Raw genomic sequence first — 12,737 nt, forward strand, 5'->3', positions numbered from 1 at the left:
CGTCATGCGGTCGCGAGCCAGCGGGAGGCGCTTGGGGCCGCGGTGTCCGCAGCAGGCGTTGCCAGCAGGTCTTCCATATCAAGCACCAGTACGACCGAGCCGTCACCCGAAAGTGTTGCGCCGGCGACACCCAAGGGGCGGATGTTCTGCAACGGCTTGATCACCACGTCATCGCGGCCAATGAAGCTGTCGACCGCCAGGATGAACGAATGCTCGGCGCTCTGCATCAGCACGCCGAAACGCGGCACCTGGGTTTCCGGCCAGCCGAGCAGGCCGGCGAGCGATTTGACCGGCAGGATTTCGTCGCGAACGACGATGGTCGCGCGACCGGAGACCTCCTGAACGGCACGGTTGTCGATCGGAATGATCTCGCGCACCATCGCCAGCGGCACTGCGAAGGCCTGATCACAGACGCGCACCACCAGCACCGGCAGAATCGCCAATGTCAGCGGCAGCGAAATCGAGAACCGCGTGCCTTCGCCGACGACCGACTGAATGTCGATACGGCCGTTGAGCTTCTGGATGTTGGTTTTGACCACATCCATACCGACACCGCGGCCCGAGACGCTGGAAATCTGATCCTTGGTCGAAAAGCCCGGCAGGAAGATCAGTTGCAGACTCTGCTTGTCATCAAGGCTGTTGGCGGTTTCCGCGTCGATCAGGCCCTTGTCGAGGGCCTTCTTGCGGATCACATCCGGGCGCATGCCATGACCGTCATCGGTGATCTCGATCAGGATGTGGTCGCCGACCTGGGTGGCGCTCAACTGCACGATCGCCTTGGCCGGCTTGCCGGCGGCCAGGCGCTCTTCGATCGTCTCGACGCCATGATCGACCGCGTTGCGGACGAGGTGAACCAGCGGATCGTTCAGATCCTCGAGCATGGTCTTGTCGAGCTCGGTTTCCTCGCCGCTGATGACGAGTTCGACCTCTTTTCCGAGCTGGCGGGCCAGATCGCGCGCCAAGCGCGGGTACTTCTGGAACTGGCGGCCGATCGGTTGCATCCGCGTCTTCATGACGGCGTTTTGCAGATCTCCGACCAGCAGGTCGAGTTGGCTGATGGCTTCGTCCAGTGCCTTCAGCGTTGTGCCGTCGATCTTGCCGGACACAACATCGCTGCGCAGCGTGGTCAGCCGGTTTTTGGTCAGGCCGATCTCTCCCGACAGATTCAGCACCTGATCGAGCCGGTGCGTGTCGATCCGGATCGTGGTTTCTTGTGTGCCGGCAGCGGCGCTGAGGTTGGCGGACCTTGCTGGCAGGCGTGGCGAAGGTTCGTTCAGCATGATTTCCGGTTCGGCGATGACGAGCGCAGCCTGCGGCTGCGGCGTGGCGCCGGCCGTTTCGTTGCCGAGCAGGCTGTCGTACAGATGTTGCCAGTCGGGCTCGCTACCGTCGCTGCTCGGGGCCAAAGTGGCCGCTGCAGGGGCGACTGGAGGAGGGACCGTAGCGCTGGCCTTGCCGGGGATTTCACCACGAATTACCGCATCGAGCGTTTCGAGCAGCTCGGGCTCGACCGGCTGCGGCATCCGTCCCTGTGCCAGCGCACCGAACATTTCGCGGACTTCACCGGTGGCGGCGAGGATTACATCGAGGTATTCCGGCGAGAGCGTCATTTCGCCGTTGCGCAGCTTGTCGAACAGGTTTTCCGTGCGGTGGCACAGACTCACCATGGCATCGACATTCAGGAAGCCCGCGCCCCCCTTGATCGTGTGGAAACCGCGAAAAATGTCGTTCAGCAGGTGGCGGTCGTCCGGGCGCTTTTCCAGTTCGACCAACTTGTTGTCGACCTCGGAAATCAGCTCGGAGGATTCGGTGATGAAGTCCTGAAGCAGGTCATCCATGCCGGCGAAATCATGCATTTGGGCACTCCCGGAAAATGGCGGTAATGATCAGAAGCCGAGGCTTTCGAGCAAGTCGTCGACTTGCTGTTGGTTGGTGACGACGTCGGTGCGACCTTCGCTATTGATGACCGGGCCGTTGAGCAGGCCGTTTTCTTCGAGCTTGCCGTGCTGTTGCGAGAACATCACCAGGAAGTCCAGCAACTGCGCTTCCATGTCCTTGGCCATGTCGAGGACTTTCTTGATGACCTGACCGGTCAGATCCTGGAAGTCCTGCGCCATCATGATCTCGAGCATCTGGCTGCTGACTCGTTCGGAGTCGGTCTGTGTTTGGGCCAGGTGCTGGCGAGTCTGCTGGACCAAGGCCTTGAATTCGTCGACGGACAGCTTGTTGGCGAGCAACCGATCCCACTCGTTGCCGAGGTTGCGGGCATCGCCGGCGATCCGGTCTTGCAGCGGCTTGGCAGCGTCGAGGGCATTCAGCGTCCGGTCGGCGGCCTGTTCGGTCATCGTTGCAATGTAGGACAGCCGGTCCCGGGCATTCGGAATTTGCGAGGCCGCTTTTTCCAGCGACTTGTCGAGTCCGAGCTCGCGCAAGGTGTCGTGCAGCTTGCGGGTCAACTGGCCGATATGCGAGAACATGGCCTTGGCCGGTTCGGCCTGGGCTTCGTCAGCCAGGCCGCCCGATTGTGCGGCTTCGGCGGAGGCGGCAGGGGCGGCAGGGGCCGGCGTGCTGTTCCAGTTGGACTGGGCAATGCTGTCGAACAGTGCTTCCAGATCGGCATTGTCTGCGTTGTTATTGGCGTGGTCGCTCACGTCGGACTCCTGAATGCGTGTACTCGGAAGGCGCCTTGGCGACTTACTTGTTGAGATTGGCAAAAATTTTCTTGAGCTTCTCGTCGAGCGTGGCAGCGGTGAACGGCTTGACGATATAGCCCGATGCGCCCGCGGTGGCGGCCTCGATGATGTTTTCTTTTTTTGCTTCGGCGGTCACCATCAGCACCGGCAGATGCTTGAGCTGCGGATCGGTACGCACGGCTTTGAGCAGCTCGATGCCGGTCATGTTCGGCATGTTCCAGTCGGTGACGATAAAGTCATACTGGGTGTTCTTGAGTTTTTGCAGCGCGATCTGGCCGTCTTCGGCTTCTTCGACGTTGGCGAAGCCGAGTTCTTTGAGCAGGTTGCGAACGATGCGGCGCATGGTGGAGAAATCGTCCACCACGAGAAAGCGCAAATTGTTATCGGACATATAGCGTGTACTCACTCATTGGATGCAGGTCAGCAGCCGCCTTCAGGCCGTCAGCAACGGCGCTAGCGTGTCGGCCAACACAATCGGGTCGAATTTAGCAACGTAGGCGTCGACGCCCACGCTCGCGCCCATGGCGCGATTGGCATTGGATGATAGCGAGGAATGCATGACGACCGGAATGCCGTCGAAGCGCCGGTCGGATTTGATGTGTTTGGTCAACACATAGCCATCCATTTCCGGCATCTCGGCATCGACGAGGATCAGCCGCAGTTTTTGCGACAAAGGCTCACCGTCGTGGCCCGCACGTCCGGCCAGCGCGCTGAGTTTGTCCCATGCTTCCTTGCCATTATTGGCCTGGTGGTACTTGACGTTGATCTTGTCGAGTACACCGACGATTTCCCGCCGTGCGACCACCGAATCGTCGACGAAGAACAGGAACTGGTCGTGATCGAGGCCGACTTGCTGCAGTTCTGGAATCGGCGGTTCGCCGATCACGCTGGCGAGGATCTGTTCGACGTCGAGCACCGACACCAGTTTGCCGTCGGGCAGCTCGGTAATGGCGGTGATCAAGGCCTGGTTGCCGGCCAGCATGTTTTCCGGTGCGCGGACCTTGTCCCAGTCAACACGGATGATGCGATCGACCTCGTGCACGAGGAAGGCCTGGGTATGCTTGGAGAACTCGGTGACGATCATCGTTGCGTTGGCGTCGCCGTTGGGCCGCTCCTGCGTTGCAACGAATTTCGACAGCGAGATCACCGGAATGATATTGCCGCGCAGCGAGATCACGCCTTCGACGCCGAACGGCATGTTCGGCGTTTTGGTGATTTTCGGTGTCTGCGACACTTCGCGGACCTTGAAGACGTTGATCCCGAACGTCTCGCGCGTACCGAGCGAGAACAACAGGATTTCCATCTTGTTCGAGCCGGCGAGTTTGGTGCGGGCGTCGACATCGTCAAGCAGATTCATGGGAGTGAGGCTCACGGTAGGCTCCGTTTGAAAGTCACGCCTCAGGCGCTTAGCAAGTGTTGGGCAACGAGTTCGGACAGCTTGTGCGGTTCGAACTTGGGCACGTAACCGTCGACACCGACCGATTGGCCGAGCTTCTGGTTGGAGTTGCCCGACAGCGACGAGTGCATCAGAACTGGAATGCCGGCAAAGCGCGGGTCGCTCTTGATCATCCGCGTTAGCATGTAGCCGTCCATTTCGGGCATTTCCACGTCGGTGAGGATCAGCTGCAATTGCTCTCGAACCTGGATGCCGCGGATTTCGGCCGATTTGGCGATGCGCTGCAGTTCGTCCCAGGCGCGCTTGCCATTGATGGCTTGCTGATGACGCACGCCCATGGCGTCGAGTGTCATTTCGATCTGCTTGCGCGCGACGACCGAGTCATCGGCGAAGAAAACCGTCATTTCGCCGAATTTCTGGTGCTGGACCACGGCACCGACGTCGATGGCCTGATCGGTCTGCGTTGTCTCGGCCAGTACCTTTTCGACGTCGAGCATCATGACGAGCTTGCCGCTGTCGAGTTCGGTCACTGCAGTGACGAGGCCACCCATTTGTACGGTCAGCATGTCCGGCGGGACGCGCATCAGCGACCAATCGAGTCGCAGAATGGTATCGACGGCTTCAACGAGAAAGCCCTGAGTCTGACCGTTGTATTCGGAAACGATCATGATCTCGGGTTTGCTGCCGGTTTTGATCCCGGCATACTTGGCGAGGTCGATCACCGGGACCAGTGCGCCTCGCAGGCTGACCATGCCTTCCACCGACGGCGGCATGTCGGGCGCCTGAGTGATCTCGGGAGTGCGCATGACTTCGCGCACCTTGAACACGTTGATGCCGAAATTTTCGCGCCGACCGGTGCGGGCGTCCACGCCCAGGGTGAACAGCAGGATTTCCAGCTTGTTCGTGCCGGCGAGTTTGGTTCTGGCGTCGATTTTCTTCAGAAGGTCGGACACGGGCTGGGCTCCTGATTACCTGATGTTTCTGCCGTTGGCTGTAAGTATTTGTCCTGATCTCGGACGGACGGTCATATGACCACTTCGGGTGCTGAGCCAGTATATCGGCAGGATGTGCCAAAACCTTAGGGTTTGCTGATGAACAAGGCAGGATGCGGCTTTCCAGCCCATTTATAATTTAAAAATGCTTATGCAACAAGGATTGGCGACGTGCCCGGACCTGGAAACAACATCGACCCGCACGAACTGGAAGCGGCCTTTTCGCTGTTTACCGAAGCGTCGCAGCAATTGGCTAATACTTACGCCGAGCTGCAACAGCAAGTTGTGTCGCTGGCCGGTCAATTGGAGATCGCCAACGGTCATTTGCGGCGCGAACTCGATGAAAAAGCCGCGCTCTCGCGCCGCCTGACCATCCTGATGGAGCGTTTGCCCGGTGGTGTCGTCGAGCTCGATGCGGCTGGAACGGTAAGTATGTTGAACGCCGCCGCGCGCTACTTGTTGGCGCCGTTGATGGAGGGAATGGACTGGGCCGCATTCAGCGCCGAGTATCTGACGCAGGGTGAGGCCGACCTCTGGATGTATCCGCAGGCGCGAGGGGTATTGCGCCTGCGCATCGTTGGTACCAGCGTGCCGGAAGAGTCATGCAGAATCCTGCTGGTTCAGGATCTGACGGAAACGTGGGCGCTGGAACAATCGCTGGCGCAACACAAGCGTCTTGCAGCGATGGGCGAGATGGCGGCCGGTTTGGCGCATCAACTGCGGACGCCGCTGGCAACCGCGCTGTTGTACGCAGGGCATCTTGCCCGGCCCCAGTTGGGCGAAGCGGATCGTTGTCGTTTTGCGCTCAAGACGGTTGATCGTTTGCGCCACCTTGAGGCGTTGACGCAGGGGATGTTGCATTTCGTTCGCGGCAACGTGTTGGACATGGTGCCGGTATCGCTCGGCGACTGCTTGCTCGAAGCGGTGCATACGATCGAGCCGCAATTCATTGCACGCCAGATGCGGCTTGAGTTCGCCTCGACCGGTATAAACGCGCAAGTCCTGGCAGATCCGAAAGAGTTGATCGGTCTGGTGCTGAATTTGCTCGAGAACGCCATGCAGGCTAGTGAAGTTGGTTCTTGCGTAGAGCTTTCTGTTTGCTGTGAGTCTGATTTCGCTACAATGGTTGTCAGGGATGGCGGTCGAGGTATTGCGCCGGAGCATATTGAGCGGCTGTTCGAGCCGTTTTATACAACCCGCAAGGATGGCACCGGTCTGGGCTTGGCGATCGTGCACCGCTTGGTTGAGCGTTTCGGTGGCGATATCACGGTGGCGTCGGTGTTGGGGGAAGGCACGGAATTCATCGTGCGGTTGCCAGTTCTAAATGACGTCTCTAATGTTTGACGTTCACGCGCCGGGCTCGCCTGGCAGACTGTGCATGGGTCGTTTGGACCATTGGAATTTCTAAGAAAAGGTTGGATAGGAAAAATGTCGCCTACCGTGCAGATTGAAGGGGATGTGGGCCGGGTTGTGCTGTCGGGGCAATTTGACTTCAGCGCTCACCGTGAGTTTCGCCAGGTATGCGAAACCCTGATCGCGGATCCGGTGGTCAAGGAAGTGCTGGTCGACTTCCAGAACGTCAATTACCTGGATAGCTCGGCCCTGGGTATGCTGTTGTTGCTGAAGGAAAAAATCGGCGCCGTGAACAAGAACCTGGCGCTGGTCAATTGCCGCGACACCGTCAAGCAGGTGCTCGAAATCGCCTGTTTCGGCAAGATTTTCACGATCCGCTGAGTCCTCTGTGCGCATTCTCGTCGTCGACGATACCGAAGCTGTCCTGCTGCTGATTTCGCGCTTCGTCGAAGCGTTGGGGCATGTGGCTATTCCGGCGCGCGACGGGGGGGAGGCCATCCGGATTTGGCGCGAGGCCCGGCCTGACCTCGTGTTGATGGACATGATGATGCCGGTCGTGTCCGGCGCCGAGGCTGCGGCGACGATCAAGGCCGAGGCCGGTGAAACATGGGTGCCGATCGTCTTTGTGACCGGTATTGGTGAAGAAAGCCGACTGGCCGAAGCGATTGAACAGGGCGCCGACGACTACATCAACAAGCCGGTCAATTTGCGCGTGCTGGAAGCGAAGCTCAAGGCTTTTCAGCGCACGCTCGCGCTGAACCGCAAGGTCCGCGAGCAGTCGGCCAAACTCGCGGATTACTACGCGCGAGCAGAGGAAGAGAAGCGCGTTGTCCAGCATTTGATGGAGCAAATGGTCAACGCCGAGCGACTATCCGACGCGCAGCTCGAGTACTGGTTATCGCCCGCCGAAAGCCTTTCCGGGGACATGATCGCGGCGGCTCGTACACCGGGGCAGGTGTTGCATTTGATGCTTGCCGATGGCATCGGCCATGGCCTTACCGCTGCGCTCAATGTGCTGCCGCTGACGCAGCCGTTCTACAGCATGACCGAGAAGGGCTACGCCATTCCGGACATCCTGGTCGAAATGAGCAAGAAAGTCCGCCAGGTTTTGCCGATCGGCCGTTTTGTTGCCGTGGTGCTGATCGCAATCGATGAGGCCAACGGCTGCATCGAAGTCTGGAACGGTGGCATGCCGACCGTGCTGGTCGTGAATGATGCCGGTGAGGTATGTCATCGCTGGGCGTCGCGTCATTTGCCGCTGGGGATTACCGAGACCCACGATGTTGAGACGGCAACCGAGCGCTTCTATTTCGACTCACCCGGTACCGTGGTTGCGTACTCGGATGGCTTGATCGAGGCGCGCAGTGCTGACGGCCAATCCTTTGGGTTGCAAAGGTTGCAGCAGGTGTTGAACGTGCCAGCCCAGCAGCGTCTTGCCGGTGTTCAGGCGGATCTGGATATGCACCTGCGCGAGACAACGCACCACGATGATATTTCGTTGGTTCTCGGCCACTTTGGGACGCGGCTGCGGGGTGTGGTCGCCGACGAGGGAAGACGCTTGGCGCCGGCGGTACTGAGCGCCTTGCTGAAGGGGGGCGAACCCGCTTGGCAATACGCGCTGCAACTGGGTGCCGCAGAGCTCAAGTATCTGAACACCGTGCCGTTCATGATGTCGTTCATTAACGAGATCCAGGCGCTGGCGCCGTATCAGTCTGACGTCTTCCTGATTCTGACCGAACTGTTTACGAACGCACTTGATCACGGCTTGCTTCGGCTTGACGCGGGTCAGAAGCAAGCGCCCGGGGGACGTGAGCGCTACCTGGCTGCCCGGACGAATGGCTTGGCGCAGCTCGAATCCGGTCGCATCGATATCGAGCTGACCGGCCTGCGCAGTGACGGGCGCAACGTGCTGAAAATCCATGTTCGGGACACCGGCGCGGGATTTGACTGGCGGGCTGGTATTGCTGTGGCGGGCGCCGATCAAGGGCAGGGTACCGGGCTGGCCTTGGTGCGCGCGCTGAGCAGCGCATTGATATTCCGCGACCCCGGCAACGACGTCGTGGCGTATTATTTGCTCGACACGCCGCCGGCTTTACGCGCTGGCTTGTCCTGACGCAGTAGCAGTTTTTCCAGATTCTCATTGTTGATGCAGACTGTTTCCTCATTGGGCGCCGTGCGTCCTGCCGTCGCAGACGGGCGTGTGATCGCCGTTGGTGCTTCAACCGGCGGCACCGAGGCGCTCAAATCGCTACTGGTGCCATTGCCAGTCAATTTGCCGCCTATCGTGATCGTTCAACACATGCCGGCGATGTTTACCGAATCGTTTGCAAGGCGCCTCGATGGACTGTGCGCGTTACAGGTCAAGGAAGCGCAGCACGGTGATGTACTCATGCCGGGATGCGCCTACCTGGCGCCGGGGCATTCTCATCTTCGACTTGCTCGACTTGGCGGCCGCCTGAGCTGCGCCTTGTCGCAGGACGAGCCCGTCAATCGCCATCGACCATCGGTCGAGGTGCTGTTTCGTTCGGTCGCCGATTTGGTGGGGGGGCGGGCGCTCGGCATCATGCTGACCGGTATGGGCAAGGATGGCGGCACCGGCATGCGCGCAATGCGTGATGCGGGTGCGTACAACTTTGCCCAGGACGAAGCGAGTGCGACGGTGTTTGGTATGCCCAAAGAGGCGATTGCGCTTGGCGGTGTCGACGAGGTGCTACCGCTGTCCCGCATCCCGGAACGCCTGCTTGCCAGACTGGCGTTGGTGCGTCCCAACTGAATGACGGAGATTTGAGAAGTGGCTTTACCAGTTCTGGTCGTGGAGGATGACGACGCGTTGCGCGAGGCACTATGCGACACGCTGGTGCTTGGCGGGCATCCCGTGCTGAGCGCGGGTGACGGTAGCGAGGCGCTTGACTTGCTGGCCGGTGGCCAGCGAGTCGGGCTGGTGCTGTCGGATGTGCAGATGCAGCCGATGGACGGCGAGACGCTGTTGCGCGAAGTAAAAGTGCGTTATCCGTGGCTGCCGGTCTTGCTGATGACGGCATATGGGGTGGTCGATCGTGCAGTCGCCGCTTTGCATGCTGGCGCGTGTCACTACCTGCCCAAGCCGTTCGAGCCGGACCTGCTGCTGCAAGAGGTTGCCAAGTACCTGTTGCCGGGCGGTGACGACAACGATGTGATCGCCGAGGATCCCGCCGTACGACGGATCTTCGACGTTGCCGAGCGTGTCGCCAAGGCGGATGCGTCGGTATTGATCACCGGCGAGTCGGGTACCGGGAAAGAGGTGTTGGCGCGTTTTCTGCATCATCACAGCCCGCGCGCCACCAAGGCCTTCATTGCCATCAACTGCGCCGCAATTCCTGAGCAGCTGCTCGAGTCGACGTTGTTTGGCCATGAGAAGGGGGCCTTTACCGGTGCAACCTCGCAGCATGTTGGCAAGTTCGAGCAAGCCAATGGCGGGACCTTGTTGCTGGACGAAATCACCGAGATGCCATTGCCGCTGCAGGCCAAGTTGCTGCGGGTGTTGCAGGAGCGCGAGGTCGAACGCGTCGGCGGCGTTAAGCCGATGCCGGTCGACATCCGGGTACTGGCGACGTCGAATCGGGATCCCCAAGCCGAGGTGCTCAGTGGGCGATTCCGGGAAGATCTTTTCTACCGGCTCAATGTGTTTCCGCTGCACTTGCCGGCGCTGCGCGAGCGGCCGGACGATATCCTGCCGCTGGCACGCAGCTTGTTTGCCAAACACGCAGGTAGGCAGCAGCGGCGCGTGCCGACGATTTCGGCGGCTGCCGCTGCGGCGCTGCGTGCACATGTGTGGGACGGGAATATTCGCGAGCTCGACAACGTCGTCCAGCGCGCCCTGATCCTGGCGCCCGGGGACGAAATTGCCGCCGAACACCTGTACTTGCCGGTTGCGAAGGCAAAACTTGCCGGTGCCGCGACCGCGTTGCCGGAGGTGACGGTTAAACCAGCGGACATGCGTGAGCTCGAAAAGCAGCATATCCTTGAAACACTGGCTGCCGTGAGCGGCGTCCGCAAGCTGGCGGCCGAGCGTCTGGGCATGAGCGAGCGGACATTGCGCTACAAGTTACAGCAGTATCGAGAGGCCGGTGATCCGCGGGTCGATTAAGGTGGCGCGTATCTTGCTTGATCAGGTGTATTCGCAATCGGGACATTGTTTATGAGCGTGCAGGGTATCGATCAGCTTCTGGGGCAGTTGCAGGTCATGTCGGCCAAGGCCGCCGGCCAGGGCGCGCCCGCGACTGACGCAACCGGTGGTGCAGACTTTGCCGGCCTGCTCAAGTCGTCACTGGATCAGGTCAGCCAGATGCAGCAGTCGGCACAGGCGCAGCAAGCCGCGTTCCAGAGCGGTGCGCCGGAGGCAGATCTGCAGGATGTGATGGTGTCCTTGCAGAAGGCCAGTCTGAGCTTCCAGACCATGGTGCAGGTCCGCAACAAGCTGGTGAGCGCGTACCAGGAAGTCATGAACATGCAGGTATGATGCACTTCGGTGCTGGCTTACTGTGCTAGGTTGAAAACAGTTAGAATGGCGTGTTAACGATTCCAACTACCTAGTTTGATTTTCTATGGCTGAAGCGGGCGCGACGAGCGGCAATCTCGGATCGGGGCAGGGTGCCGGAGCGTGGCGTCAGCGATTTGCCGCGATCCCCAATGCCCGCAAGCTGGGCATGATGATTGGTGCGGCCGTGCTAATCGCCGCAGCCGTCGGCGTCTGGTTGCTCAGCAGCAGCCCCAGCTATCGCATCCTCTACACCAATATCCCCGATAAAGACGGCGGCGCCATCGTGCAGTCGCTACAGCAGATGAACGTGCCGTACAAGCTCGATGCGGGCGGTACGATTTCTGTTCCTGCCGACAAAATCTACGATACGCGCCTCAAGCTGGCTGCCCAAGGCTTGCCGCGTGCCGGCAATGCCGGCTTCGAGATCATGGACAACCAGAAGTTCGGCGTCTCGCAGTTCGCCGAACAGGTGAATTACCAGCGCGCGGTCGAAGGCGAGCTGGCGCAATCGATCCAGACGATTTCGGTGGTCGAGAAGGCGCGCGTGCATCTGGCCATTCCGAAGCAGACGGTATTCCTGCGTGACCAGCAGAAACCGAGCGCGTCGGTGCTACTGACGCTGCAGCCGGGTCGTTCGCTGGATAGCGGCCAGGTCGCCGGCGTGATCAATCTGGTGTCGGCCAGCATTCCGGACCTGCCACCGAAGAACGTCACCGTTGTCGATCAGAACGGTGACCTGCTGTCCCGGGCACAGGATCTGAATCAGCCGAATCTCGATGCCCGACAGCTCGTCTACGTGCAGCAGATCGAAAAGAACTACGTCGAACGCATTCAGGCGATTCTGGCGTCGATTGTCGGCAAGGAAAACGTGCGTGCCGAGGTGACGGCCCAGGTTGATTTTTCCGAGGTCGAGCAGACCAGCGAGACGTTCAAGCCGAACAGTCCACCCAACGCCGCCGCCATCCGCAGCCAGCAAACGGCTGAGCAACTGGGACGCAACGTTACCGAAGCGGTGGGCGGTGTCCCCGGTGCATTGTCGAACCAGCCGCCCGGTGCGGCGGTTGCGCCGATCAGCGTGCCCTTGGCGTCTGACGTTGCGGCCTCGAGCACCGGGAACACCAACAGCAGCAAGAACGCGACGACCAACTACGAGCTCGACAAGACCATCCAGCACGTCAAACAGCCGGTCGGCAACGTCAAGCGACTGTCTGCCGCCGTGGTCGTCAATTACAAGCCAGGTCGCGACAAGAGCGGTCAGGCGACCTATGTGCCATACAGTCAGCAGGAAATGGTGCAGCTGAACGATCTGGTGCGCGAGGCCATGGGCTTCAACAAGGATCGTGGCGATTCGATCAATCTGGTCAATGCGGCATTTGCCGAGTCGCATCCGCTGGTCGACAAACCGCTGCAGGAAAAGGCGCTCGATTTTGCGCGCGCCAACATGACCGATCTGCTCAAGCTGGGGCTGATTGCGCTGGCGGTGTTGTACCTGTTGCTTTTCGTTGTGCGGCCGCTGATGCGCGATCTTGCGCGTGCACGCGAGATACCGGAGCCGGTCGATCTCGAGCTGGGCGAGCCGCTCGCCGCGGACGAAGCGCATGCTGCGCAACGGCAGGAAAGGGCCGAGGAAGACAATGTCCGGCTTTCGGCCTTTGCCGACAAGTTGCAGCAGGGCAAGGAAATTGCCAAGAATGACCCGCGCATGGTCGCGACCATCCTGCGCGAATGGATGGCGCGCGAAGAAGACGCGGCAAATCCGAACAAGGTGGGCTGAGTGAACGAAG

The 12,737-nt window shown here is 60.2% G+C and carries 12 protein-coding genes; 7 read left to right on the top strand and 5 right to left on the bottom strand.

Annotation, left to right across the window (positions count from 1 at the left end; translation table 11 throughout):
- Positions 1–2 precede the first annotated feature (2 nt).
- Genes R0382_RS11445 through R0382_RS11465 form a run of 5 tightly spaced genes read right to left on the bottom strand, consistent with a single transcriptional unit; the run spans position 3 to position 5,042 of the window.
- Positions 3–1,856 carry a chemotaxis protein CheA gene (locus tag R0382_RS11445; RefSeq protein WP_432719717.1) on the bottom strand — a complete coding sequence of 618 codons (1,854 nt, stop codon included), beginning with the start codon at positions 1,854–1,856 and terminating at the stop codon, positions 3–5.
- A 30-nt stretch (positions 1,857–1,886) separates the two neighbouring features.
- The gene (gene cheZ / locus R0382_RS11450) at positions 1,887–2,651 is read right to left on the bottom strand and encodes a protein phosphatase CheZ (protein WP_432719718.1); all 765 of its coding nucleotides are present in this window, start codon (positions 2,649–2,651) and stop codon (positions 1,887–1,889) included.
- Between the two features lie 43 nt (positions 2,652–2,694).
- Positions 2,695–3,084: a chemotaxis response regulator CheY gene (gene cheY / locus R0382_RS11455; RefSeq protein WP_432719719.1), complete on the bottom strand. Its 390-nt coding sequence runs from the start codon at positions 3,082–3,084 to the stop codon at positions 2,695–2,697.
- 42 nt (positions 3,085–3,126) lie between these two features.
- Positions 3,127–4,050, bottom strand: a complete 924-nt coding sequence (locus tag R0382_RS11460) for a chemotaxis protein (protein WP_432724161.1) — start codon at positions 4,048–4,050, stop codon at positions 3,127–3,129.
- A gap of 41 nt (positions 4,051–4,091) precedes the next feature.
- Positions 4,092–5,042: a chemotaxis protein gene (locus R0382_RS11465; protein ID WP_432719720.1), complete on the bottom strand. Its 951-nt coding sequence runs from the start codon at positions 5,040–5,042 to the stop codon at positions 4,092–4,094.
- Positions 5,043–5,252: 210 nt separating this feature from the next.
- Between R0382_RS11465 and R0382_RS11470 the strand changes: the two genes are divergently transcribed.
- The 7 genes from R0382_RS11470 (at position 5,253) to fliF (ending at position 12,727) form a co-directional block, all read left to right on the top strand.
- Complete coding sequence (locus R0382_RS11470) at positions 5,253–6,425, top strand: sensor histidine kinase (RefSeq protein WP_432719721.1); 1,173 nt, start codon at positions 5,253–5,255, stop codon at positions 6,423–6,425.
- A gap of 84 nt (positions 6,426–6,509) precedes the next feature.
- Positions 6,510–6,815 (top strand): STAS domain-containing protein, encoded by a 306-nt coding sequence (locus R0382_RS11475; RefSeq protein WP_432719722.1) that lies wholly within the window; start codon positions 6,510–6,512, stop codon positions 6,813–6,815.
- Between the two features lie 7 nt (positions 6,816–6,822).
- Positions 6,823–8,547, top strand: coding sequence for a SpoIIE family protein phosphatase (locus R0382_RS11480; protein ID WP_432719723.1), 1,725 nt, complete (start codon positions 6,823–6,825; stop codon positions 8,545–8,547).
- A 33-nt stretch (positions 8,548–8,580) separates the two neighbouring features.
- Positions 8,581–9,207, top strand: coding sequence for a chemotaxis protein CheB (locus R0382_RS11485; protein WP_432719724.1), 627 nt, complete (start codon positions 8,581–8,583; stop codon positions 9,205–9,207).
- 39 nt (positions 9,208–9,246) lie between these two features.
- Positions 9,247–10,560 (top strand): sigma-54-dependent transcriptional regulator, encoded by a 1,314-nt coding sequence (locus R0382_RS11490; RefSeq protein ID WP_432719725.1) that lies wholly within the window; start codon positions 9,247–9,249, stop codon positions 10,558–10,560.
- Positions 10,561–10,611: 51 nt separating this feature from the next.
- On the top strand, positions 10,612–10,932 hold the full coding sequence (gene fliE / locus R0382_RS11495; protein WP_432719726.1) for a flagellar hook-basal body complex protein FliE: 321 nt from the start codon (positions 10,612–10,614) through the stop codon (positions 10,930–10,932).
- Between the two features lie 85 nt (positions 10,933–11,017).
- Positions 11,018–12,727: a flagellar basal-body MS-ring/collar protein FliF gene (fliF, locus tag R0382_RS11500; RefSeq protein ID WP_432719727.1), complete on the top strand. Its 1,710-nt coding sequence runs from the start codon at positions 11,018–11,020 to the stop codon at positions 12,725–12,727.
- The last annotated feature ends 10 nt before the right edge of the window (positions 12,728–12,737 follow it).

Source organism: Jeongeupia wiesaeckerbachi, assembly GCF_050916355.1.
GTDB classification, from domain to species: domain Bacteria; phylum Pseudomonadota; class Gammaproteobacteria; order Burkholderiales; family Chitinibacteraceae; genus Jeongeupia; species Jeongeupia wiesaeckerbachi.

What these genes read in the sequence shown, in the direction of transcription:
- cheY (WP_432719719.1), bottom strand. Translation starts at nt 3,084, where the DNA reads ATGTCCGATAACAATTTGCGCTTTCTCGTGGTGGACGATTTCTCCACC.
- R0382_RS11485 (WP_432719724.1), top strand. Translation starts at nt 8,581, where the DNA reads ATGCAGACTGTTTCCTCATTGGGCGCCGTGCGTCCTGCCGTCGCAGAC.
- fliF (WP_432719727.1), top strand. Translation starts at nt 11,018, where the DNA reads ATGGCTGAAGCGGGCGCGACGAGCGGCAATCTCGGATCGGGGCAGGGT.
- R0382_RS11475 (WP_432719722.1), top strand. Translation starts at nt 6,510, where the DNA reads ATGTCGCCTACCGTGCAGATTGAAGGGGATGTGGGCCGGGTTGTGCTG.
- R0382_RS11460 (WP_432724161.1), bottom strand. Translation starts at nt 4,050, where the DNA reads ATGAATCTGCTTGACGATGTCGACGCCCGCACCAAACTCGCCGGCTCG.
- fliE (WP_432719726.1), top strand. Translation starts at nt 10,612, where the DNA reads ATGAGCGTGCAGGGTATCGATCAGCTTCTGGGGCAGTTGCAGGTCATG.
- R0382_RS11445 (WP_432719717.1), bottom strand. Translation starts at nt 1,856, where the DNA reads ATGCATGATTTCGCCGGCATGGATGACCTGCTTCAGGACTTCATCACC.